The organism is Streptomyces sp. A01, assembly GCF_059026195.1.
This window is the reverse complement of the sequence record NZ_JBWLKN010000006.1, coordinates 244962-267353: the sequence shown is the minus strand read 5'-3', so window position 1 is coordinate 267353 and position 22392 is coordinate 244962. Positions and strand designations below refer to the sequence as shown.

The 22392-nt window shown below is 71.1% G+C and carries 20 protein-coding genes and 1 pseudogene; 14 read left to right on the top strand and 7 right to left on the bottom strand.

All coding sequences use genetic code 11. The annotated features are described in order from the left end of the window. Position 1: 1 nt before the first annotated feature. Both AC5P1B_RS10660 and AC5P1B_RS10655 read left to right on the top strand, forming a co-directional pair. Complete coding sequence (locus tag AC5P1B_RS10660; protein WP_493886475.1) at positions 2 to 205, top strand: DUF397 domain-containing protein; 204 nt, start codon at positions 2 to 4, stop codon at positions 203 to 205. Between the two features lie 218 nt (positions 206 to 423). Beyond that, on the top strand, positions 424 to 1338 hold the full coding sequence (locus AC5P1B_RS10655) for an SDR family oxidoreductase (protein WP_493886474.1): 915 nt from the start codon (positions 424 to 426) through the stop codon (positions 1336 to 1338). 57 nt (positions 1339 to 1395) lie between these two features. On the opposite strand, the gene AC5P1B_RS10650 is transcribed toward AC5P1B_RS10655, so the two are convergent. Then, the gene (locus AC5P1B_RS10650; RefSeq protein WP_493886473.1) at positions 1396 to 2205 is read right to left on the bottom strand and encodes a GNAT family N-acetyltransferase; all 810 of its coding nucleotides are present in this window, start codon (positions 2203 to 2205) and stop codon (positions 1396 to 1398) included. Here AC5P1B_RS10650 and AC5P1B_RS10645 point away from each other — a divergent pair. Continuing rightward, positions 2178 to 2450 (top strand): hypothetical protein, encoded by a 273-nt coding sequence (locus AC5P1B_RS10645; RefSeq protein ID WP_493886630.1) that lies wholly within the window; start codon positions 2178 to 2180, stop codon positions 2448 to 2450. The genes AC5P1B_RS10650 and AC5P1B_RS10645 overlap by 28 nt on opposite strands. Before the next feature lie 170 nt (positions 2451 to 2620). On the opposite strand, the gene AC5P1B_RS10640 is transcribed toward AC5P1B_RS10645, so the two are convergent. Next, positions 2621 to 4441, bottom strand: coding sequence for a bifunctional metallophosphatase/5'-nucleotidase (locus AC5P1B_RS10640; RefSeq protein ID WP_493886472.1), 1821 nt, complete (start codon positions 4439 to 4441; stop codon positions 2621 to 2623). Between the two features lie 287 nt (positions 4442 to 4728). Here AC5P1B_RS10640 and mshD point away from each other — a divergent pair, with 287 nt between their 5' ends. Next, the gene (gene mshD / locus AC5P1B_RS10635; RefSeq protein WP_493886471.1) at positions 4729 to 5664 is read left to right on the top strand and encodes a mycothiol synthase; all 936 of its coding nucleotides are present in this window, start codon (positions 4729 to 4731) and stop codon (positions 5662 to 5664) included. Positions 5665 to 5862: 198 nt separating this feature from the next. Here mshD and AC5P1B_RS10630 read toward each other — a convergent pair whose 3' ends face one another. After that, entirely contained in the window at positions 5863 to 6174 is a 312-nt protein-coding gene (locus AC5P1B_RS10630; RefSeq protein WP_493886470.1) for a DUF1330 domain-containing protein, read from the bottom strand. 88 nt (positions 6175 to 6262) lie between these two features. On the opposite strand from AC5P1B_RS10630, the gene AC5P1B_RS10625 reads away from it, so the two are divergent. The 7 genes and pseudogenes from AC5P1B_RS10625 to AC5P1B_RS10595 all read left to right on the top strand — a co-directional run bounded on the left by AC5P1B_RS10625 (position 6263) and on the right by AC5P1B_RS10595 (position 14997). After that, complete coding sequence (locus AC5P1B_RS10625) at positions 6263 to 6709, top strand: MarR family winged helix-turn-helix transcriptional regulator (RefSeq protein WP_493886469.1); 447 nt, start codon at positions 6263 to 6265, stop codon at positions 6707 to 6709. Between the two features lie 277 nt (positions 6710 to 6986). Continuing rightward, positions 6987 to 8033 carry a S66 family peptidase gene (locus AC5P1B_RS10620; RefSeq protein ID WP_493886468.1) on the top strand — a complete coding sequence of 349 codons (1047 nt, stop codon included), beginning with the start codon at positions 6987 to 6989 and terminating at the stop codon, positions 8031 to 8033. Positions 8034 to 8738: 705 nt separating this feature from the next. Continuing rightward, the gene (locus AC5P1B_RS10615; RefSeq protein WP_493886617.1) at positions 8739 to 10949 is read left to right on the top strand and encodes an RNA degradosome polyphosphate kinase; all 2211 of its coding nucleotides are present in this window, start codon (positions 8739 to 8741) and stop codon (positions 10947 to 10949) included. A 73-nt stretch (positions 10950 to 11022) separates the two neighbouring features. Further along, a pseudogene (locus tag AC5P1B_RS10610) lies at positions 11023 to 11412 on the top strand (CHAD domain-containing protein); the annotation flags it as partial. Between the two features lie 228 nt (positions 11413 to 11640). Beyond that, positions 11641 to 12780, top strand: a complete 1140-nt coding sequence (locus AC5P1B_RS10605; protein WP_493886616.1) for a CHAD domain-containing protein — start codon at positions 11641 to 11643, stop codon at positions 12778 to 12780. 296 nt (positions 12781 to 13076) lie between these two features. Further along, positions 13077 to 13538, top strand: a complete 462-nt coding sequence (locus AC5P1B_RS10600) for an NUDIX hydrolase (protein WP_493886467.1) — start codon at positions 13077 to 13079, stop codon at positions 13536 to 13538. Positions 13539 to 13761: 223 nt separating this feature from the next. Then, on the top strand, positions 13762 to 14997 hold the full coding sequence (locus AC5P1B_RS10595; protein WP_493886466.1) for an SGNH/GDSL hydrolase family protein: 1236 nt from the start codon (positions 13762 to 13764) through the stop codon (positions 14995 to 14997). A gap of 45 nt (positions 14998 to 15042) precedes the next feature. Here the strand turns inward: AC5P1B_RS10595 and AC5P1B_RS10590 are convergent, their stop codons facing one another. Both AC5P1B_RS10590 and AC5P1B_RS10585 read right to left on the bottom strand, forming a co-directional pair. Continuing rightward, the gene (locus AC5P1B_RS10590) at positions 15043 to 15492 is read right to left on the bottom strand and encodes a DUF6196 family protein (RefSeq protein WP_493886465.1); all 450 of its coding nucleotides are present in this window, start codon (positions 15490 to 15492) and stop codon (positions 15043 to 15045) included. Positions 15493 to 15766: 274 nt separating this feature from the next. After that, the gene (locus AC5P1B_RS10585) at positions 15767 to 16570 is read right to left on the bottom strand and encodes a class I SAM-dependent methyltransferase (RefSeq protein WP_493886464.1); all 804 of its coding nucleotides are present in this window, start codon (positions 16568 to 16570) and stop codon (positions 15767 to 15769) included. Between the two features lie 187 nt (positions 16571 to 16757). Between AC5P1B_RS10585 and AC5P1B_RS10580 the strand changes: the two genes are divergently transcribed. Then, the gene (locus AC5P1B_RS10580) at positions 16758 to 18236 is read left to right on the top strand and encodes a glycosyltransferase (protein ID WP_493886463.1); all 1479 of its coding nucleotides are present in this window, start codon (positions 16758 to 16760) and stop codon (positions 18234 to 18236) included. A 169-nt stretch (positions 18237 to 18405) separates the two neighbouring features. Then, on the top strand, positions 18406 to 18882 hold the full coding sequence (locus AC5P1B_RS10575; protein WP_493886614.1) for a type III secretion system chaperone family protein: 477 nt from the start codon (positions 18406 to 18408) through the stop codon (positions 18880 to 18882). A gap of 44 nt (positions 18883 to 18926) precedes the next feature. On the opposite strand, the gene AC5P1B_RS10570 is transcribed toward AC5P1B_RS10575, so the two are convergent. Further along, a complete protein-coding gene (locus tag AC5P1B_RS10570) occupies positions 18927 to 20261 on the bottom strand; it encodes an MDR family MFS transporter (protein WP_493886462.1) in 1335 nt (444 codons plus the stop codon). A gap of 194 nt (positions 20262 to 20455) precedes the next feature. Between AC5P1B_RS10570 and AC5P1B_RS10565 the strand changes: the two genes are divergently transcribed. Continuing rightward, positions 20456 to 21217 (top strand): phosphoglyceromutase, encoded by a 762-nt coding sequence (locus tag AC5P1B_RS10565; protein ID WP_493886461.1) that lies wholly within the window; start codon positions 20456 to 20458, stop codon positions 21215 to 21217. 195 nt (positions 21218 to 21412) lie between these two features. On the opposite strand, the gene AC5P1B_RS10560 is transcribed toward AC5P1B_RS10565, so the two are convergent. Then, the gene (locus AC5P1B_RS10560; RefSeq protein WP_493886460.1) at positions 21413 to 22171 is read right to left on the bottom strand and encodes a GntR family transcriptional regulator; all 759 of its coding nucleotides are present in this window, start codon (positions 22169 to 22171) and stop codon (positions 21413 to 21415) included. Between the last annotated feature and the right edge of the window lie 221 nt (positions 22172 to 22392).

Below are 22392 nucleotides of genomic sequence, written 5' to 3'. Positions count from 1 at the left end.
CATGTATGACTGGCGGAAGTCCTCCTTCAGCGGAGACTCCTCGAACTGCCTCAATGTCGCCCCCGCTGAGGGCGGTTGCCTCAAGCTCCGTGAAAGCGACGCCCCAAGCGTGATCCTCACGACCACCCCCGACGTCCTCCGGGCGTTCATAGCGCACGCCAAGGCGGGCAGGCTTGATCACTTCGCTCGCAGCGGCTCACGATAGAGCGAACCGGCCCCAGAACCCCGCCCGAGGGCACCCCCCCTCAAATCCCTCCCGCATATACGACACACCCTGTCCTGATTCCGCGACACGCTCGTCCTGGCGCCGAGAGCCGGAAGGAATCGGCACCCTCGGGGATACGGACAGACGGGCACATGACGTGCAGCTATCGCAGCCAGCACGGATGGCACGGGCAGCACGGGCGTAGGAGGAGGACGGACATGGGAGCAGCACTCGAAGGCAAGGTCGCACTCGTCGCGGGGGCGACGCGGGGTGCGGGGCGGGGGACGGCGGTCGAGTTGGGCGCGGCTGGGGCCACGGTGTATGTGACGGGGCGCAGCACGCGGGAGCGGCGTTCGGAGTATGACCGGGCCGAGACGATCGAGGACACCGCCGACCTCGTGACGGCGGCGGGTGGGGTCGGGATCGCCGTGCCGACGGATCATCTGGTTCCGGACCAGGTCCGGGCCCTTGTGGAGCGCGTCGAGCGGGAACAGGGCAGGCTCGATGTGCTGGTCAACGACATCTGGGGCGGTGAACTCCTCTTCGAGTGGGACGTCCCGGTCTGGGAGCACGACCTCGACAACGGGTTGCGGCTGCTGCGCCTCGCGGTGGACACGCACGCGATCACCAGCCATTACGCGCTGCCGCTTCTGCTGCGTACGCCCGGTGGGCTTGTGGTCGAGATGACGGACGGCACGGCCGAGTACAACCGGGACACGTACCGGGTCTCGTTCTTCTACGACCTCGCCAAGACCGCCGTACTCCGGATGGCCTTTTCGCTGGGGCACGAGCTGGGGCCGCGGGGCGCGACCGCCGTGGCGCTGACGCCGGGGTGGATGCGCTCCGAGATGATGCTCAGCCACTACGGGGTGACCGAGGACAACTGGCGGGACGCGCTGGAGGCCCAGCCGCACTTCTGCATCTCCGAGACCCCGGCGTATACCGGGCGCGCCGTCGCCGCTCTCGCCGCCGACCCGGAGGTGTACCGCTGGAACGGCGGCTCGGTGTCCAGTGGCCGGCTCGCGCGGGAGTACGGCTTCACCGATCTGGACGGGAGCCGGCCGGACGCCTGGCGGTACCTCGTCGAGGTCCAGGACAAGGGCAAGCCCGCCGACGCCACCGGGTACCGCTGAGCCGAAGGCGGCCACCCACGGGAGGTGGAGGCCCAGGGCGCGGCGCCGTACCCCCGGCTACGGCGCGTAGATGTACGGCGTCGTCACGCACAGCGGTGCGAAGCCCAGCTGTTGCAGGATCGGGCGGCTCTGGTCGGAGGCGTCGACCTGGAGGTAGCGGTAGCCGTGGTCGATGGCGATCTGGGTGCGGAAGGCGACCAGGGCGCGGTAGATGCCCTTGCCGCGCCAGGCTTTCACCGTGCCGCCGCCCCAGAGGCTGGCGAAGTCCGTGCCGGGGTGCGTTTCCATGCGGGCCGCGCAGACCGGTTCGCCGCCCGCCATGGCCAGCGCTGCGACGACCGTGCCGGAGTCCTCGGCCAGTTGGGACAGGAGCCGGTTTCTCAGGTGCGTACGGTCCGTGCCGAATGCCTGCTCGTGGACGTCGGCCACCAGTTCCACGTCGGCCGGGCCGGTCACGGGACGCAGTTGGACGCCGGCGGGCAGTGTGACGGCGGCCGGTAGCTCTGCGGCCTCGGCGACCATCAGCGTCTCCTCCGGCTCGGGCAGAAAGCCGGCGGTCAGCAGCCGTTCGGCGAGGTCACCGGGCTGGTCGTGGGCGTACAGCTTCCACTCGAACGCGCGGTTCAGCGAGGTGAAGTACGCGATCTGCTCGGCGATGGCCGCCTCGGCCGTGTCCTGGTCGAGGTCCGACCACAGGACGCCGTTCCAGCCGTCCTCGGTGCTGACTTGCCGCACCACCGCGCCCGCGCCGCCCCGCCCGCCCCGCTGTCCCGATGCAACCCGTTCGACCCGGGTCTCGGGACCGTCGGGGCGTACGTTCTGTCGCATCTGGTGGTCGAATGTCGCCAATACCTCAGTGTGATCCATCCGCTCACTCCAGCAGCGGGTCCCGCACACGGCAACCCAATAACGTCAACGGCAGCGCCCTCTCCGCGGCGGCCGGAGGCAAGAGCTGCTCGGGAAGCGTCGGCGGCGGCAAGGCTGTCAGCCTCACCTGCGGTGGCGAGACCATGCACGGCATGTACGCGGTCAGTGGCGGCGGCGAGAAGCTCACCCCGAACTGGAACGACGGCGCACCCGACTCGTTCGTCCGCACCAAGCCGGCGGCGTGACCGCGGCCTGACCGCGGGGAACGAAACGGCGGCGGCCCAGGGACCTTTCCCCGGGCCGCCGCCCCATCGACAGCGAGCTGCCGTTGCGGCTGTCGGCTGCCGGACGCCGGATACAGGCTGTCGGTTGTCCGCCGCCGACTACGGGCTGCCGACAGCCTGCCGCGCCCCTCCTACTTCACTATCGTGATGCGGTCCGCCTTCGGCGGGGCCAGCGGCGCGTCCGGCGTGGAGTGCGCCTTGAGGTACGCGACCAGGACATCCAGGTCGGACGCACCGACGAGCTTGTTCTTGCCTTCCTTCAGGACCGGGAAGCCGTCGCCGCCACCGGCCAGGAACTCGTTCATCGCGACCCGGTAGGTCTTCTTCGGGTCGATCGGCTCACCGTTCAGCTTGACCGAGTCCGTGACGATCCGGTCCGCGCCGGTCTTCGTCAGGTCGAGGGTGTACGTGAACCCCCTGGAGACCTGGAGGACCTTCGGGGACGCCCCGTTCGCGCCGCTGACCTGCTGCCGCAGCGTGGTGAGCAGCTGCTCGCCGGTCAGGTCGAGCACGTTCATCATGTTGGTGAACGGCTGCACCGTGAACGCCTCGCCGTACGTCACCACGCCGTCGCCCTCGCCGCCCGACGCCTTGTACGCCAGGTCGGAGCGGACGCCGCCCGGGTTCATCAGGGCGATCTGGGCGCCGCCCTTGTCGGCCGGGGCGAGCGCTTCGAGCTGCGCGTCGGTGATCACGTCACCCAGCGGCGTCTCGTACGTGGTGGCTCCACGCCCTGGGATCTCGGCGGAGACATAGCCGACGGGCTTGTTCGCGACCGGCGCGGCGAGCTTGTTCCAGCGCTCGATGAGCGACGTGATGTCCTTCGCCTTGGGCTGTTCCCGGTCCACCACGTGGTTGGCGGACTTCACGCTGGTGCGCACGATGTCGTGGGTGCGGCGGTCGTACGTCAGCGTCGTGTCGGTGTAGAGGCGGCCGAAGGAAGCGGCGGAGGTGACGGTGCGCGGCATGCCCGCCGGGTCCGGGATCGTGCACGCGTACGCCTGGTGTGTGTGCCCGGTGACCAGCGCGTCGACCTTCGGGGACACCTTCTTGGCGATGTCGACGATCGGCCCCGAGATGCCGTCGCCGGGGCCGCCGCTGTCGCAGTCGTAGTTGTACGAGGAGGAGGCGGGCATGCCGCCCTCGTGGATGAGCGCGACGACCGACTTCACGCCCTTGCGGTTCAGTTCCTTGGTGTACTTGTTGATCGTCTCGACCTCGTCGTGGAACTTCAGGCCCTTGACGCCCTCGGCCGTGACGATGTCAGGGGTGCCTTCGAGCGTGACGCCGATGAAGCCGATCTTCACGCCCCTGTGCTTCCACACGGTGTACGGCTTGAGGAGGGGCTTGCCGGTCTTCTCGCTGGTCACATTGGCCGCGAGGTAGGGGAAGTCCGCACCGGGGAACGTCTTGCCCTTCTCGTAGCAGCCTTCCTTCGGGTGGCAGCCGCCGTTCTGCATGCGGGCGAGTTCCTTGGCGCCCTCGTCGAACTCGTGGTTGCCGACGGCCGACACGTCGAGGCCGAGCTTGTTCAGCGCCTCGATGCTCGGCTCGTCGTGGAAGAGTCCGGAGAGCAGCGGGCTGGCGCCGATCATGTCGCCGCCCGCGGCCGTCACGGAGTACGGGTGGCCGGCGCGTGCCTTGCGGAGCGAGGTGGCCAGGTACTCGGCGCCACCCGCCGGGATGGCCTTCGTGGTGCCGTCCGGCTGCTTCTCGGTGACGGTGCCCGACGAGCCCTGCGGGGGTTCGAGGTTGCCGTGCAGGTCGTTGAAGGAGAGCAGCTGGACGTCGACGGTCCGGCCCTTCGAACCGTGCGGGTGGCGGGCCGCGGCGTCGTCGGTGTCGGCGCCCGCGGGCAGTGCGGCCGACAGCACGCCCGCCGCGGCGGCCAGTACCGCGGCGGTGGCGGTCAGTCTGCGCGCGGCGCGGCGCCGGTGTGGTGTGGCTGGCATGGGCTCCCCTTCACGGAACAACAGCGGACGGTCGCACGCGGTCACGCGCGCTCGCGCGCGGGTACTCGGGTGGTCGGCGGCAGCTTACGGTTGACGCGCGTAGCGTGGCAGGGGGGTTGAGGTTACGAGCTGGTTGCGCCTTGCGTCTGGTCACATGGCACGGGTTCGTCCCCGCCCCTGCGCGGAACGTGGCGGCGGCCCTCCCGGCGAGGTCCCGTCCCCCCTCCTCCTGAGGTGACGCGGGGCCGAAGGCGGGCCGACGTGCCGCCAAGTCGTAGGCTCAGCGCATGACTGACGTGGTGCAGGAGCCGGGCCAGGAGCGGCGGATCGAGATCGCGGACGAGCTGACGCCCGAAGTGGCGCGCGATGTCCTCGGCCTCATCGAGGAGGCCGCACGGAACGACGGGCAGCAAGCCGTCTCGGAGCAGGGCAGGCTGCGGTTGCGCGGCGGCAGCCGGGAGGGCGTACGCCATCTGGTGCTGCGGGATGCCGCCGGAAGCCTGGCCGGGTACGCGCAACTGGAGGACACCGACCCGGTGGAGGCCCCGGCCGCCGAGCTGGTGGTGCACTCCGGGCAGCGCAGCCAGGGCCACGGCCGCGCCCTGGGGAACGCGCTGCTGGGCGAGTCGGGGAAGAGGCTGCGGGTGTGGGCGCACGGCGGGCACCCTTCGGCGCGGCACCTCGCGCAGGTGCTCGGCCTGACGCTCTTCCGCGAACTGCGCCAGCTCCGCCGCCCCCTGGGCGACCTCGCCACCTTGGACATCGCCGAGCCGGTGCTGCCCTCGGGCGTGACCGTACGGACCTTCCGGCCGGGCGAGGACGACGAGGCGTGGCTGGCGGTGAACGCGGCGGCGTTCGCCCACCACCCCGAGCAGGGCTCGCTGACCCAGCGCGACCTGGACGACCGCGAGGGCGAGGCGTGGTTCGACCCGGCGGGCTTCTTCCTGGCGGAACGGGGCGGTCGGCTCGTCGGTTTCCACTGGACGAAGGTGCACAGCGCGGAGCGCCTTGGCGAGGTGTACGTGGTGGGTGTGCACCCCGATGAGCAGGGCAGCGGCCTCGGCAAGGCGCTGACGGCGACCGGCCTGCGGCATCTGGCGGCGAGCGGGCTGCCCACCGCGATGCTGTATGTCGATGCCGACAACGTCCCGGCCGTCACGGTGTACGAGCGGCTGGGCTTCGTCACGTACGAGACCGACCTCATGTACCGCACGGAGACCTGAGCCGCCCTGGCCCGCCCCCCGCTCTCTTCCCGTTCTGGCTTCCTGATTCCGGCTTCCTGATTCCGGCTTCCGGGTCCGGCTTTCCGTTCCGGCTCTCGGGGCCTGAGTCGCGGCGTGCGTACTGTGCGATATTCCGCGAGTTCTTCTGAGCCCGGATCGCGCTCCACCGGCGCCCGGCGGAGACCGCCGGAATCGCCGCTAGCCGGCCAGCAGGTCGGAGGGCGCGGTCTCGTAGAAGGTCGCGTTCGCCCTTGATCCCGACTGCCTCAGCGCCTTGAGCTCCTGGTAATCGGGCGCGTCGTACCAGCGGTGCGCCGTCTCCAGGTCGGGAAACTCCATGAGGACGGGATAGGTCAGCACAGGCCCGCCCTCCACCGTGTCGGCCTGCCCGCCGACGGCGAGGTAGCGGCCGCCGTGCCTCTCCACCACCTCGCGCACGCGCGCTGAGTACTCGGCCAGCTTGGCCGGGTCGGTGACCTCGATGTTGTCGAACAGCGCGTAAGCGGTCATGGCAGTCTCCATCGATATGGCAATATTGTCCCGAGCGGGACAGTCCCGAATTTACTACCGATCGGGATGATCCCGCAAGGAGGAATCGATGGGCGAACTCTTCAATGACCCCCGCTGGGACGCCTACGGGATGCTCCGCGAGGCATATCTGGCCGTGACCAGGCGCATCGACGCGGAGGTCAGCCCAGCCGGCGACACCGACGCGTCGATCTCCGACCTGCTCTTCCGTCTCGCGCGAACCCCCGGCCACGCACTGCGCACGGTGGACATCACGCGCGCGCTGGCCACCAGCACGACCCGGACCACCCGCCTCCTGGACACGGCGGAGAAGCACGGTCTGGTGACCCGCAGTGCGCATCCGAACGACCGGCGCGCCACCCTCGTCACGCTGACCGAGGAAGGTCTGGCGGAGGCACGCAGGCGGGGCACCATCGGGCTGGCCTCGGCCCAACGCCACATCCACGACATGCTGACAGCCGACGAGGTAGCCGCGCTGACCGAGATCCTGCGCAAGCTCCGCGACGCCAATCAGTAACTCCACTGGCCAGTCGGGAGGGGACCGCGATGCGATAGGCGGACTCCGCATGGGCGCTACCGGGGCAGGTGGCCGAAGCCGACCCCGTGAGGGGGCCTCAAACCCGCGGGTCCCGCCCCCAGAATCGGTGCGTCGCACCCTCGGGTTCGCGCCGAAGGGCCTTCAGCTTCCGCGCACTCACGGGCTTCTGCGCTCCCCCTGGCCGGACCCCTACCGACGGACCCGGGCCCTCGGAAACCCTTGGCCAGGCCGCCAGGTTGGCCTCTACGCTCACCGCGTGATCTCACCCGCGTACCCGCCCAAGCCCGTGCCCGGCGACCGCGTCGCGGTCATCTCGCCCTCCTCCGGGCTCGCCGGGGTCCTGCCGCTCCCGTACGAACTCGGACTGAAGCGGCTGCGCGACGAATTCGGCCTGGAACCCGTGGAGTACCCGGCGACTCGGACGATGGGCTCGACGCCGCAGGAACGTGCCGACGACATCCACGCCGCGTTCGCCGACCCGGACATCAAGGCGGTGATGTCCACCATCGGCGGCGACGACCAGATCACCGTGCTGCCCCTGCTGGACCGGGAGCTCCTCAGCGCCAACCCGAAGCCGTTCTTCGGAACGAGCGACAACACCAACCTGCTGCTGTTCCTGCGCAATCTGGGCATCGTCGGCTACCACGGAGCCAGCGTGATGGTCGAGATCGGCCGCCCGTACGCCCTCCACCCCATGACCGCCGACTCGGTCCGCGCGGCCCTTTTCACCTCGGGCCCCTACGAGCTCCGCCCCGCCGAGCGCTACCGCGACACGGACCGGGACTGGGCGGACCCCGCCACGTTCGAGGCCGAGCCGGAGTCGGAGCCCGCCGGTGGCTGGATCTGGCGCGGGCCCGAGCGCGTCGTGGAGGGCCGCACCTGGGGCGGCAACCTGGAGATCCTCTCCTGGCTGCTGATGGCCGACCGGGAGATCGCCCGGGACCCCGCCGCGTACGAAGGCGACGTCCTGTTCCTGGAGACCTCCGAGGACATGCCCAGCGCGGAGGAGGTCTTCCGCATCCTGCGCGGCATGGGCGAGCGCGGCCTCCTGGCCCGCTTCCCCGCCCTGCTGATGGGCCGGGCCAAGGCATGGTCCTTCGAGCGACCGCACGACACCGAGGGCAGACGGCGCTACGCCACCGAGCAGCGCGACGCGGTGCTGCGCGCGCTGGCCGCGTACGCCCCGGAGGCCGTCGCCGTCTTCGACGTGGACTTCGGCCACACCGATCCCCAGCTGGTGATCCCCTACGGCGGTGCGGCGCGAGTGGACGGCCGGGCGCGGCGGATCACCGTGACGTACTGACGTCAGCCCCGTGGCGTACGGACGCGGAGCTCGTGGCGGGTACGGACTCCGGAGCCTGTGGCGTACGGACGCGGAGCTCGTCGCGCACGGACGTCGTGGCCGTGGCGTACGCACGCCCGGCCCCGCGCCGTACAGATCTCGGCCCCGTCGCACGGGGAGACAGCGCTCGACCCGCGGCCGTGGGATGACTGAGCTGTCCGGGTTGGTTGGATTATCTGGGCTGTCTGCACTGTCTGCACTGTCCGCGATCGCGGCTACTCGAACGCGCGACTCTGCGAACGTGTGACCGCATGTCCGGGCGGATGCGCGCGCCGCCTCCCACGGCTACGCTGCCCGGCGGTCGCCCATGTCGCCTCGCCCGAGCGGGTGGGGGCGGAAGGCGCGGCAGAGCCGCTGAGATACGGGTGTGGCGGTGTGCGGCACGGGAGGTCACACGCGTGTCGGCCACCCCGGCGAGGGGACCCGCTTGCCTGACAGCCATGTGCGCGTTACCGGCGATTCAATGTCGCTTGCGAATATCGCTGAATGCAGCCCGCCGTGCCCAATGCCGCGAACCGGAGGCTTCACCCAGCTCCGCAGGCTTCCGCCGAGCCCCTGGGGCCCGAGACGCGGAAGAATAAGGTCATGCAGCAGTCTTCCGGGGAACGCGGCCCATACCCTCGCGAAACCAGCGTCCACTCCCACGCCGAGGAGCAGGACCCGGGGATGGACGTGCGCCCAGGGCCGCAGCCGTCCATCGGCTCCATCGCCGCACACCGGCCGCACGCCGTAGGGGCTCCTCCGGTACGGGAGCTCGACCCCGATCTCGACTCCGACCAGGACGCGTACGAGGCGCAGGACGGCGACGAGCTGCCGCAGGGCCGGTTCCTGGACCGGGAGCGCAGCTGGCTGGCGTTCAACGAACGGGTGCTGGAACTCGCCGAGGACCCGACGACGCCCCTCCTCGAACGGGCGAATTTCCTCGCGATTTTCGCGAGCAACCTTGACGAGTTCTTCATGGTCCGGGTCGCCGGCCTCAAGCGCCGCATCGCGACGGGCGTGGCCACCCGCTCCGCGTCCGGTCTCCAGCCGCGCGAGGTCCTTGACCTGATCTGGCACCGGACCAGGGAACTCATGGCCCGGCACGCCGCGTGCTACCAGCAGGACATCGCGCCCGCGCTCGCCGACGAGGGCGTGCACCTCATCCGGTGGCCGGAGCTGACCGAGAAGGAGCAGCAGCGCCTCTTCACGCTCTTCCGGCAGCAGATCTTCCCCGTTCTGACCCCGTTGGCCGTGGACCCGGCGCACCCCTTCCCGTACATCTCCGGGCTCTCGCTCAACCTCGCCGTCGTCGTACGGAACCCGGTGAGCGGCCACGACCACTTCGCGCGGGTCAAGGTGCCGCCGCTGCTGAATCGGTTCCTTGAGGCGTCACCGCAGCGCTACGTCCCGCTTGAGGACGTCATCGCGGCGCACCTGGAGGACCTGTTCCCCGGCATGGACGTGCTCGCGCACCACATGTTCCGGGTCACCCGCAACGAGGACCTTGAGGTGGAGGAGGACGACGCCGAGAACCTCCTCCAGGCCCTGGAGAAGGAGCTGATGCGGCGCCGCTTCGGACCGCCGGTGCGGCTCGAAGTCGAGGAGACCATCGCCCCGTACGTTCGTGACCTGCTGGTCCGCGAGCTGAAGGTGTCCGAGGCCGAGGTCTATCCGCTGCCTGGGCCGCTGGACCTGACCGGGCTGTTCCTGGTGGCGGGGCTGGACCGGCCGGAGCTGAAGTACCCGAAGTTCGTGGCGGGGACACACCGCGATCTCGCCGAGGTCGAGTCGGCGTCGGCGCCCGACATATTCGCGGCGCTGCGCGAGCGCGATGTGCTGCTGCACCACCCGTACGACTCCTTCTCCACCTCCGTTCAGGCGTTCCTCGAACAGGCCGCCGCCGATCCGGATGTGCTCGCCATCAAGCAGACGCTGTACCGCACCTCCGGTGACTCGCCGATCGTGGACGCGCTCATCGACGCGGCCGAGTCCGGCAAGCAGGTGCTCGTCCTCGTCGAGATCAAGGCGCGCTTCGACGAGCAGGCCAACATCAAGTGGGCGCGCAAGCTGGAGGAGGCGGGCTGCCACGTCGTCTACGGCCTCGTCGGCCTGAAGACGCACTGCAAGCTGTCGCTCGTCGTCCGGCAGGAAGGCGACAAGCTGTGCCGCTACTCGCATGTCGGCACCGGCAACTACCACCCCAAGACGGCCCGGCTCTACGAGGACCTCGGCCTGCTCACCGCCGACCCCAAGGTCGGCGGCGACCTCTCCGACCTGTTCAACCGGCTCTCCGGCTACTCCCGCCGCGAGACCTACCGACGGCTGCTGGTCGCGCCCAAGTCGCTGCGCGACGGCCTCATCTCACGCATCACCAAGGAAGTGGCGCACCACAGGGCGGGGCGTCCCGCGTATGTACGAATAAAGGTCAACTCGATGGTGGACGAGGCCATCATCGACGCGCTGTACCGGGCGGCGCGGGCAGGCGTGCCGGTGGATGTGTGGGTACGCGGTATCTGCGCGTTGCGCCCCGGTGTCGCCGGGCTCTCGGAGAACATACGGGTGCGCAGTGTGCTCGGCAGGTTCCTGGAGCACTCGCGCGTGTTCGCTTTCGGGAACGGCGGCGAGCCCGAAGTATGGCTCGGCAGTGCCGACATGATGCACCGCAATCTGGACCGGCGGATCGAGGCGCTCGTACGCGTCACCGACCCCGCCCACCGTGCCGCGCTCGACCGGCTGCTGGAGACCGGGACGTCCGACTCCACCGCGTCCTGGCATCTGGGCCCCGGCGGCGAATGGACCCGGCACGCGGTGGACGCCGAGGGGCGGCCGCTGCGGAACGTACAGGAGATGCTCATCGACGCCCGGAGGCGCCGGCGTGGTTCAACAGCGACATGACCTGGCGGTCGAGGTTACGGGGGCCAGGCAAGGACCCGTCACCGGTACCGCCTCCGGTACCAGGGGACACGAAATGACGGACTACGCCATGGGTTCGGCGGCGGCACACAGCGGCCAGAACTCTCCGACGGCGACGGCGGGCGAGGTGCTCGCGTGCTATCTGCACGCGCAGGCCGGAGACTTCCTGCGCAGCCTCCGCCTGCACCGCGAGAGCGGTTCTGACGCGGGGGAAGCGGAGGAGGCGGCCCGGCTGCTGCGCCAGTCCGCGCGCCGGATCAGCGGCGCGCTGCACACCTACCGCCCGCTGACCGACCCCGCCTGGGCCGACCAGCTGCGGTCCGAACTGGCCTGGCTGTCGGGCACGCTGGCACGCGAACACGCGTACGCCGCCCGGCTGGCCCGGTTGCGCGGAGCCCTGCACCGGCTCTCCGGGGCGACGCTCCCCGAGCAGCCGGCCGAGCCCCGGCACACCACCGGGTCCGAGACATCCCGCGCCTCGCAGGGAGCCAGGGGCACCTTCGCGTCCGGGAACGGCACGGCCGACGCCGACGCCGCGTCCGCCCGTGGCGCCGCCACCCGTGGCGCGCGCGGCTCTCGCAGCCACGGCGCGGCCACCACCGGGCCGGGCGCACCGGGCTCAGCGGTCTCGGCGAAGCTCCCCCCGGACGGCGCGGGACCACCCGCCTCGCCGCTGACCGCCTCCGCCCGCCGGGACCCCGCGAACGGCCCGACTGGCATCAACAGTCCAACCGGCTCGAACAGTCCAATTGGCTCGGCTGCGCCGTCATCATCATCATCATCGTCGTCATCGTCGTCATCGTCGTCATCGCCGTCGTCATCGTCGTCGTCAGCGGGCGCCGGGGCCCGCTCGGGCCGCACGGTGCGGGTGGGGGAGCAGCGCCCAGGGGCGGGCGACGGAGCCTCGCGCAACGGAGAAGGCCCGGCCCGGGACGGCGGCAACCGCGTCCGGACGGGCCGGGCGACCGCCACCGGCCGCGACATCAGCACCCGCGACATCAGCACCCGCGACGTCACCGGCGGCGATGTCAGCAGCCGGGCCGCCTCCGGGCGTACTACCGCAGACCGGCAGCAAAGGCCCCCGGGCGCCCCGGGCCGGGACGACGCGGAACGCGGCGAAGCGCGCGCGGGTGCCCTGACCGTGGGCGCCGCGCGCGCGGGCGGGCTGCTGGAACGCCAGCTCACCCTTGCCCGGACCCGCGCGCACACCGCGGCGCTGCAAGCACTCGGCTCCTCCCGTTTCCACGCCGTCGCCGACGCCGTGGCCCTCCTGGCCTCGGAGGTCCCGCTGGTACCGGGCGCCGCCGACCAGCCCGCGGACGTCACGCTGCCGCCGCTGGCGGAACTCGCCCACCGGCGGCTCGCCGAAGCCGTCGAGGCCCTGCCGCTGAGCCGCGCCGGTCACCCGTACAACGCCGAAGCGCTCACCCACGGCCTGGCCGCCACTGCGGCGGCCGACGCCCCGCCCGCCAGCGAGCAGCAGGACGCGCCGTGGCACCAGGTGCGCCGACTGGTCCGGCTCGGCCGGTACGCGCTGGAAGTCCTCGACGAACAGCAGCCCGCGAGCGCCGGGCCCACGGAGGCCGAACCCACCCTGGCCGTCCGTCTGCTGGCCGCGAGTCAGGCCCTGGAGCGGCACCGCGACGCGGCCGAGGCAGCGGCCGCGTCCGCCACGGCCGCCCGTACGCCGCGTATCGCCCCGGCGACGGCGTACGCACTCGGCGTCCTCCACGCCGACCAGCGCCACGAGGTCGAGGCGGCGCGCTTCGCCTTCGGCCGGATCTGGCAGCGGGTGGTGGTGGCCGCCCCATGACCCCACCCGGCAACGACCGGAGCCACCCCACCCCCCGTCCGGACCAGCGACCCCCCGCCACCCCGGCCCGCTACCCGCACCCCTCGCACTCCCCGCACTCTCCACACTGTCCACCGGAGCAGGGCCCGGACGGGGCCGCCCCCGACCGGGAACGTGGCCACGGGCCCACCCCCGGCGGGGGACCCGACCGCCGAACGGGCGACCCGGTCGGGGACCCGCGGCCCGACCAGCCACCACGGGCATCGGGGGCGCCAGGGACGTTGGAGGAACCACGGACGTCCGGGGCGCCAGAGACGTTGGAGGAACCAGACACCGCCGCCCGGCTGATCCGGGCGGCTGGCTGCGTGCTGTGGCGCCGGTCGCCCCGGGACGGCCGCTTGGAGATCGCGCTCGTCCACCGTCCGAAATACGACGACTGGTCGCACCCGAAGGGCAAGCTGAAGCGCGGCGAGGACGCACGGCAAGCAGCCGTGCGCGAGGTGCGGGAAGAGACGGGCATGTCCTGCGACCTCGGGGCCGGACTGCCAACGGTCCACTACCGGGTAGGCGATGCCCCCAAAGAGGTCGGCTACTGGGCGGCCGAGGCGACAGGCGGCACCTTCACACCAGGCGATGAGGTGGACCGGCTGCTGTGGGTGTCGCCGACGGCCGCCCGCGGCCGTCTCACCCAGGACCGGGACCGGGAGCTTGTCACCGCGCTGCTGAACACTCTCTCCGAGGCGGGGGAGAGCTGTGGCGGCGACGCGGGAAGTCCGTGAGTCGCGGGGCGCCCGTGAGTCGCGGGGCGTCGGTGAAGGGGAGTCGCGGGGCGCGGTCCGTGGAGGGGAAGGCGGGTCCCGAGGCACTTGGGCGTCCCGGGTGTTCCGGGCGACCGGGGCCCCAGTGATCGTCTGGCGGTTCGCGGCCGTCGGCCGTCGACCATGAGGGGCTCGGACGGAAAACCATGGTGCGGGCCATCCATCCGGCCAGCACAATGCCACCATGAACGACCGGCTCGACGACGTCCCCAGTACCCCCACGGCGGCCCGGGCGGCGGACTGGATCACCACGCCCATCACCACGCCCATCACCACGGACCTTCTGCACGGTGCCCTGGAGCTGGAGCGCACCGAGCACGGGGTGCTGCCGCACCGGCTGCCCGCCCGGGCCCGTGCGCAGTGCGCCGACGGGCAACTGGCCATGGCGGAGGCCCAGCCCTCCGGGGTGCGGCTGATGTTCCGTACGCGGGCCACGGTCATCGAGCTGGACGCGCTGCGCACCAAGAACGCCTACCAGGGCGCCCCGCCCCGCCCCGATGGCGTGTACGACCTGCTCGTCGACGGTCGGCCGGCCGGGCAGGCCAGTGTGACCGGCGGCAACGTCCTGATGATGGACATGACCACCGGGTCCGCGGAGATGCGGCCTGGCCCGGTCGGCACCGTCCGGTTCCCCGGCCTTCCCGACCGCGTCAAGGACGTCGCGATCTGGTTGCCGCACAACGAGATCACCCAGCTGGTCGCCCTCCGCACCGACGCCCCCGTCGAGCCCCTGCCGGATGAGGGCAGCAGGAAGTGGCTCCACCACGGCAGTTCGATCAGCCAAGGCTCCGACGCCGCGAGCCCCAGCACCACCTGGCCCGCTCTGGCCGCCTCCCTCGGCGGCGTGGAACTGACCAACCTGGGCCTGGGCGGCGGCGCTCTGCTGGACCCGTTCACCGCCCGCGCCCTGCGCGACACCCCCGCGGACCTGATCAGCGTCAAGATCGGTGTCAACCTCGTCAACACCGACATGATGCGCCTGCGCGCCTTCGGCCCCGCGGTGCACGGTTTCCTCGACACCATCCGCGAGGGCCACCCCACCCTTCCGCTCCTGGTCGTCTCGCCCGTCCTGTGCCCCATCCACGAGGACACCCCCGGCCCCAGTGCCCCGGACTTCGACAACCTCAGCGGGGGAAGGCTCCAGTTCCGGGCCGCGGGCGACCCCGCGGAACGGGCCGGTGGGAAGCTGACCCTGGGCGTCATCCGGGACGAACTGGCCCGCCTCGTAAAGCAGCGGACAGCCGACGACCCGAACCTGTACTACCTCGACGGCCGTGACCTCTACGGCGAGGCGGACTTCGCCGAACTGCCGCTGCCCGACCAGCTCCACCCGGACGCCGCCACCCACCGCCGCATCGGCGAACGCTTCGCCGCCCTGGCCTTCGGCTCCGGCGGCCCGTTCGCCGCCAAGCTCGCCTGAAACGCCCGCGCCTGAGCCGGCTCCGCCGACGAGCGGGGCTGTCGGTCAGTCCGTCGCGCCCCCGGCGCCGCGCAGCCCGGCGACCACCGTGACGGCCTGGTCGAGCAGGTCGACGGGGCATCCCCAGTAGTCGTAGACGCCGCCGCGCGTGCGGTTGCTCCCGCAGACGACGAAGACCCCGGTGCCCAAGCTCGTCTTGAGGTGACTGGCGAGCCATCCGACGAATCCGCTGTTGTCTCCCACGCCGTCGAAGTGGAAGGAGAAGACGCCGAACCGCTCGATGTCCTCCCGTTCACCGCTGTCCGGGACGAGTCGGCTCCAGCTGTCCTCATCACGTACGACGGCCAGTTCCTCGCCGGTCAGCGACGGCGGCTGCCGCAGCGGGGACTCCTCAAAGCACCAGACGCCGTCGAGTACGACCAGCTCTGCCTGTGCGATGACGGCTCGCAGGCGCTCCTCGGTCTGTCCCACGGTTTCCACACTGACGTTGACCACCGGTGTCTTCCCCTCATATGGCAACTTCGCGGCAAGCGGCACGGCGACCGTGCCCGGAGTCTGTCCCGCCCCCACCGGCCTGTCACGCGATATACGAACCGGCACCGCCCAGCACCGCCACGGCCACCCGCTCACCCATCCACTCATCCCTCCACCCACCCACCGCTTGGGCGGTCCCCGCCCAGCGCCAGTTGCGCGGTGCTCAGGCTCGGAGCTGGCCGCCCCGTACTCAGCCGCCCGGTGCTCAGCCGCCCGGTGCTCAGCCGCCCCGTGCTCAGCCGCCCGGCGCGAGCGCCGCCCAGCTGACCGTGACCTCGCCCTGCCGCCATCGCCCGGGACCGTCCGCGAGTGGCCAGTCGGCGCTGAGTTCGCGTACGCACCGCACCCACCGCTGCCGCGCGCTGAGCGCCCCGTATGGGGCGGCCGCCGCCCACGCCCGGTCGAAGTCGCGGAGGAACGCGTGCACGGGTTCGCCGGGCACATTGCGGTGGATCAGCGCCTTCGGCAGTCGTTCCGCGAGGTCGGAGGGGCGCTCCAGGGAGGCGAGCCGGGTCGCGAAGGTCACCGTGCGCGGGCCCTCCGCCCCGAGCGCGACCCACACATGCCGGCGCCCGATCTCGTCGCACGTCCCCTCCACGAGCAGCCCGCCGGGCGCGAGCCGGGCGCACAGCCGTTCCCATACGGCGGCGACCTCGGCCTCCTCGTACTGCCTGAGCACGTTCGCCGCCCGGATGAGCACCGGCGCCCGGCCGCTTCCCAGCAGCGGAACCTCGAAACCGCCGTGCACGAAGGACAGGCCGTCGCTTTCGTACGGCTTGGCGGCGGCGACCCGCGCGGGGTCGATCTCGATCCCGACGACCTCGACGTCCGGCCGGACGGTCCGCAGCCTGGCCAGCAGTTCGACGGCGGTCCACGGGGCGGCCCCATACCCGAGGTCGACGGCGACCGGATCGTCCGCCAGCCGCAACGCACGGCTGTACGTGGCCGCGATCCAGCGGTCCATACGGCGCAACCGGTTGGGGTTGGTCGTCCCACGGGTCGCCGATCCCACGGGGCGGATCGGCGTACGGGGCGGCATACGGAGGAGCCTAACCGCCTGGCAGGGGCCGCTTTCGACGTACCGCGGCGGGATACGGCCGCCGCCCTCGGGAGGCGCCCCGCCGCGGCCCGCGCGTAACAACTTGGCAAAGCGGAAATTGGAGCGACCCATTCCGCTGTTGCACCCCTGCGGAGGGACGTCACGCCGTCTAAGGAGGCCACGCGCGGTGAGTCAGTACGGACCCCGGCAAGGCTCCCGGTCATCGTTCCCCAGGTCGCGCGGCGGCCTGCTCGGGCGGGCGGGACGGCGCCCCCTCGCCTTCGGACGGGGCTTCCCGCACCGCGTGGCGATGCTGAGCGTCCACACGTCCCCCCTGCACCAGCCGGGCACCGGCGACGCGGGCGGCATGAATGTCTACATCGTCGAGCTGGCCAAGCGTCTCGCCGCGATCAACATCGAGGTGGAGATCTTCACCCGCGCTACCACCGGCGCCCTTCCGCCCTCCGTGGAGCTCGCCCCTGGCGTGCTCGTACGGCACGTGGACGCGGGCCCGTACGAGGGGCTGGCGAAGGAAGACCTGCCCGCCCAGCTGTGCGCCTTCACGCACGGCGTCATGCAGGCGTGGGCGGGCCACCGCCCCGGCCACTACGACCTCGTCCACTCCCACTACTGGCTTTCCGGGCACGTCGGCTGGCTCGCGGCCGAGCGCTGGGGCGCGCCGCTCGTCCACGCCATGCACACCATGGCGAAGGTCAAGAACGCCGCCCTCGCCGCGGGCGACACCCCGGAACCCGCCGCCCGCGTGATCGGCGAGACGCAGATCGTCCGGGCCGCCGACCGGCTGATCGCGAACACGGCCGAGGAAGCCGGTGAGCTCGTGCGGTACTACGAATCGGAACCGGGCAAGGTCGCCGTCGTCCACCCGGGCGTCAACCTCGACCGCTTCCGCCCGGCGGCGTCCGGCGCGACCCCCGGCCTCCAGTCCGCCACCGGCGCGGCGCCAGGCTTCGCCATCTCCGCGCACGCGCCCGCGGCGCAGGGCGCGGCCGCCGTAGCCGCCAGCCGGGCGGCGGCCAGAGCCCGCCTCGGGCTGCCGCCGCACGCGCTGATCCCGCTGTTCGCCGGTCGCATCCAGCCGCTGAAGGCTCCCGACATCGTGCTGCGGGCCGTCGCCCACCTGCTGGAGGAGCAGCCCGCGCTGCGCGAGCGGCTGGTGGTCCCCGTGGTCGGCGGTCCCAGCGGCAGCGGTCTGGCCAAGCCGGAGGTGCTGCAGAAGCTCGCCGCGCGGCTCGGCATCGCCGACGTGATCTGTTTCCGTCCTCCCGTCGGCCAGGACCAGCTCGCCGACTGGTACCGCGCGGCCTCGGTCCTCATGATGCCCTCGTACAGCGAGTCGTTCGGCCTGGTCGCCGTCGAGGCGCAGGCATGCGGCACGCCCGTGATCGCGGCGGCTGTGGGCGGCCTCCCCGTCGCCGTACGCGACGGGGTCAGCGGCTTCCTGGTGAGCGGCCACGACCCGGCCGACTACGCACGGGCGCTGGGCCGCTTCGCCGCGGACCAGGACCTGGCGACGCGGATGGGCGAGGCGGCCGCGCGGCACGCGCAGTCCTTCGGCTGGGACAGAGCCGCGGCGAAGACCGCGGACGTCTACAGCGCCGCCATGCAGGAACGGCGCGGTCGCCTACGATCAACCCATGGGTTCTGACGCCGCCGACAAGACGCACCGCGCCGAGAGCACGCACCGTGCCGAGTCCGGAGCCGAGACCAACCCCGACACCGGCACTCACACTGACCGCACCAGCACCAGCACCAGCACTGGCACTGGCACCGAGGCTGAGAAGAAGGCCGACACCGGTGGTGAGGCTGAGGCCGTCATCGAGCGCACGCTGCGCGAGGCGGAGCTGACGTGGGAGCGCGCCGCTGACGGCGCGTACGTCGTGACACTGCCCGGCACCCGCAAGCTGTCGACGACCTGCTCGTTGCGCGTCGGCAAGCACTCGCTGTCGGTCAACGCGTTCGTCATCCGCCATCCGGACGAGAACGACGCGGCCGTCCACCGCTGGCTGCTGGAGCGGAACACCCGCCTGTACGGGGTGAGCTACGCGATCGACAAGCTCGGCGACATCTACCTGGTGGGCCGCCTCCCGCTGGCCTCCGTCACAGCGGACGAGCTGGACAGGCTGCTGGGCACCGTGCTGGAGAACGCCGACGGCAGTTTCAACACGCTGCTGGAGATGGGTTTCGCCTCGGCGATCCGCAAGGAGTACGCGTGGCGTACGTCGCGAGGCGAGTCCACCCGTAACCTCGCCGCGTTCACCCACCTGACCGGCGAATCACCGGCCACGGACTGACGGTGCGGTGCGGCCCGCGGCCGACTCGCGGCCGCCGGACCGGTTCAGGCGACGGGTTCCGGCTTCTCGGGAGCCGATGTCTCGGTCACTGAGGGAGTGGGCACCGGCTCGGCGGGGACCGAGGCTTGCGCCGCGCCCGCCGCCGCGTCCTGCCGCGCCGGAATGTGCTCCTCCGCCGGGAGGCCGCGCATCAGTGACCAGTAGCCCAGGGCCCCCACCATGCCGAGCACGGCGCATCCGCCCCACAGCCACTCCGACCCGTAGCGGTCGATGACCTGACCGGCTATCAGCGGGGCGGCGAGCGCGGCCACCGACCACGACATCGTGTAGACGCCCTGGTAGCGGCCACGGCCGTGGGTGGGGGAGAGACGGACGACGAGGCCCATCTGGGTGGGGGAGTTGATGATCTCCGCGAGAGTCCAGACGCACACCGTCAGCGCGTAGACGACGAGCGACCCCGCGAAGGCCGTCAGCCCGAAGCCGTAACCGGCGAGCAGGGCGGAGATGACCAGCAGCCGCTGCGGGTCGCGGTGCTCGATGTAGCGGGTCACGGGGATCTGGAGGGCGACGATGAGGACGCCGTTGACGGCGATCGCGACGCCGAAGTCGGAGCTGGAGAAGCCGTCAGCGCCCATGGCCACCGGCAGGGCGACGTACCCCTGCTGGAAGATCAGCGCGAGGAGGAAGGACAGCCCGACGACGCCCATGAAGCGCCCGTCGCGCAGCACCGTGCCCAGCCCGACCTCGGGCTCGGCCGCCGCACCCGCCGCGCTGGTCTCCCGTACCGGTTTGGACTCGGGCAGCTTCATGAAGACCAGCACCGCGCAGACCATCGTCATCACGGCCTCACCGAGGAAGCCCGCCCGGTAGCTGTACTCGGCGATGAACCCGGCGCCCATCGAGGAGAACGCGAAGCCGAGGTTGATGGCCCAGTAGTTCAGCGCGAAGGCCCTCACCCGGTCCTCGGGGCGGATGATGTCCGCCATCATCGCCTGGACGGCGGGCCGGGAGGCGTTGCTCGCCATGCCGACGACGAATGCCACGGCGGCGATGGCGACAGGCTGCTCCATGAACCCGAGCACGGCCACCGAGACCGCCGTCGACGCCTGGGCGATCAGCATGGTGGGCCGCCGCCCCAGCCGGTCGGTCATCACCCCGGCGCCCAGGGACGACACGACGCCGCCAAGCCCGTGCAGGGCGGCGACGAGCCCCGCGTACGTGGCGGAGTAGCCGCGCTCCAGCGTCAGGTACAGCGCCATGAAGGTGGCGACGAAGCCCCCCAGCCGGTTCACCAGCGTGCTGGTCCACAGCCACCAGAACTCACGGGGAAGCCCCGAGACGCTCTCTCTCGCGGCCCGTCTCATGGTGGCAACCGACATCGAAGATCCCCCGAGGATGTGCGGATACGAGGAGCTTGTAATAGGCCCTCATGGCATGCGTAACTTACGTCCCGAGGGCTCACCGGCGCCACTCGATTAGCAGAAACCGTCAACGCTCCAGCGGTCGCGGGCACACCCGGCACGAGGGAACCTGGGGCACGAAGGGCCGTACGGCGTCGATTACGCTCAGAGGCATGGCCGACGCACCGTACAAGCTGATCCTCCTCCGCCACGGCGAGAGCGAGTGGAACGCGAAGAACCTGTTCACCGGCTGGGTGGACGTCAACCTCAACGACAAGGGCGAGAAGGAGGCGGTCCGCGGCGGTGAGCTGCTGAAGGACGCCGGCCTGCTCCCCGACATCGTCCACACCTCGGTCCAGAAGCGCGCGATCCGCACCGCGCAGCTCGCCCTGGAGGCGGCCGACCGGCACTGGATTCCCGTCCACCGCTCCTGGCGGCTGAACGAGCGGCACTACGGTGCGCTCCAGGGCAAGGACAAGGCGCAGACGCTCGCCGAGTTCGGCGAGGAGCAGTTCATGCTCTGGCGCCGCTCGTACGACACCCCGCCGCCCGCCCTTGAGGACGGCGCCGAGTTCTCCCAGAGCGACGACCCGCGCTACGCCTACATCCCGAGCGAGCTGCGCCCGCGCACCGAGTGCCTCAAGGACGTCGTCATCCGGATGCTGCCGTACTGGTACGACGGCATCGTCCCGGACCTGCTCACCGGCCGCACGGTCCTCGTCGCTGCCCACGGCAACAGTCTCCGCGGCCTGGTCAAGCACCTCGACGGCATCTCCGACGAGGACATCTCCGGCCTGAACATCCCCACCGGCATCCCGCTCGCCTACGAGCTCGACGCCGACTTCCGCCCGCTCAACCCGGGCGGCACCTACCTCGACCCGGAGGCCGCGAAGGCCGCCATCGAGGCGGTCAAGAACCAGGGCAAGAAGAAGTAGGCAGCAGCGTTCAAGCCCCCTACCTGCGGATTCTCCGCTGGTAGGGGGCTTCGTGCTGTGTCGGGCCGTCTGGGGGCCGTCAGGCTTGGCGGCGCCGGACGCCTACGCGGATGCTCGGTGCGGCACCAGCGGTCGTGGTCATGCCCGGCCATCAGGCGGAAGCGCCGAAGCTCCCCTCTCGCGTCTCGGCTGGCTCTACGGCTCGTTGAGGGGGATTTCGTAAACAATGTCGCAATATGCGGCCGGGACGATGATGTCCGCCGTCTCGACTGGACGGCCGTCGCGAGAGAAGTACGTCCGCTTGATGTGCGTCACCAAGGCGCTTTTCTGCACGCCCAGCAGGTTCGCTTCATCGATGCTGGCCTGCCGCGGCTCCGGCTGCTCAACGGCGTGACTGACCCGCACATCGATCGCAGCCATCCTGTCGACCACGCCACGACCGGCGTACGGGCCACCCTCGGGCAACACCACGATCGTGCGGCCCGTGAGGTCGTACGGCTCCCAACTGGTCGAGAGCTGAACCGGCTTGCCATCGGTCAGGAACTCGTAGGCCGTACGCACGCACAGGTCTCCTTCGGAGATGCCCAGCCGGACGGCGACCTCCGGTGGCGCCGGCACTTGCACCTCGGTGCGGTGCTCCCACGTTCCCTGCTGGCCCAGTCCGGCCATATCGGCGCGGAACCGCGAACCACCGCGCTCTTCGCGACACCAGGAACGGACCACGCGCAGCCGCTCGCGCGGCTCGGCCACGTACGTGCCAGATCCGGTCCGGCCCTCCAGGAGACCTTGAGCGATCAGCAACTCCTGCGCCCTGCGTACGACGTTGTCACCCATGTCGTATGCCTCGGCGAGTGCGGCTCGGGAGGGCAACCGGTCCCCGGGCGCCCATTCGCCGCTGGTGAGGCGCTGCCGGAGCTGGTCAGCAACAAAGAGGTAGGGCGGCTGTTCAAGCATGTGGCAAATCTAGTCCACTAGCTGTAGTCTAGTTAACTGGCTTTACCGTGGGTGATCGCGCCGTGACGGAGGACTGCTGTGCACGCTTCCGCATTCGGAGCGCAGAAGATCGCAGCACGTCTCTTGGCTGCTGAGTGTCAGCCACGCGTGATCCACCGACCGGATCACATCCGCGTCGAGACGGATGTACCGGAGTCGATGCCCTCAGTCCGCTGGAGCGC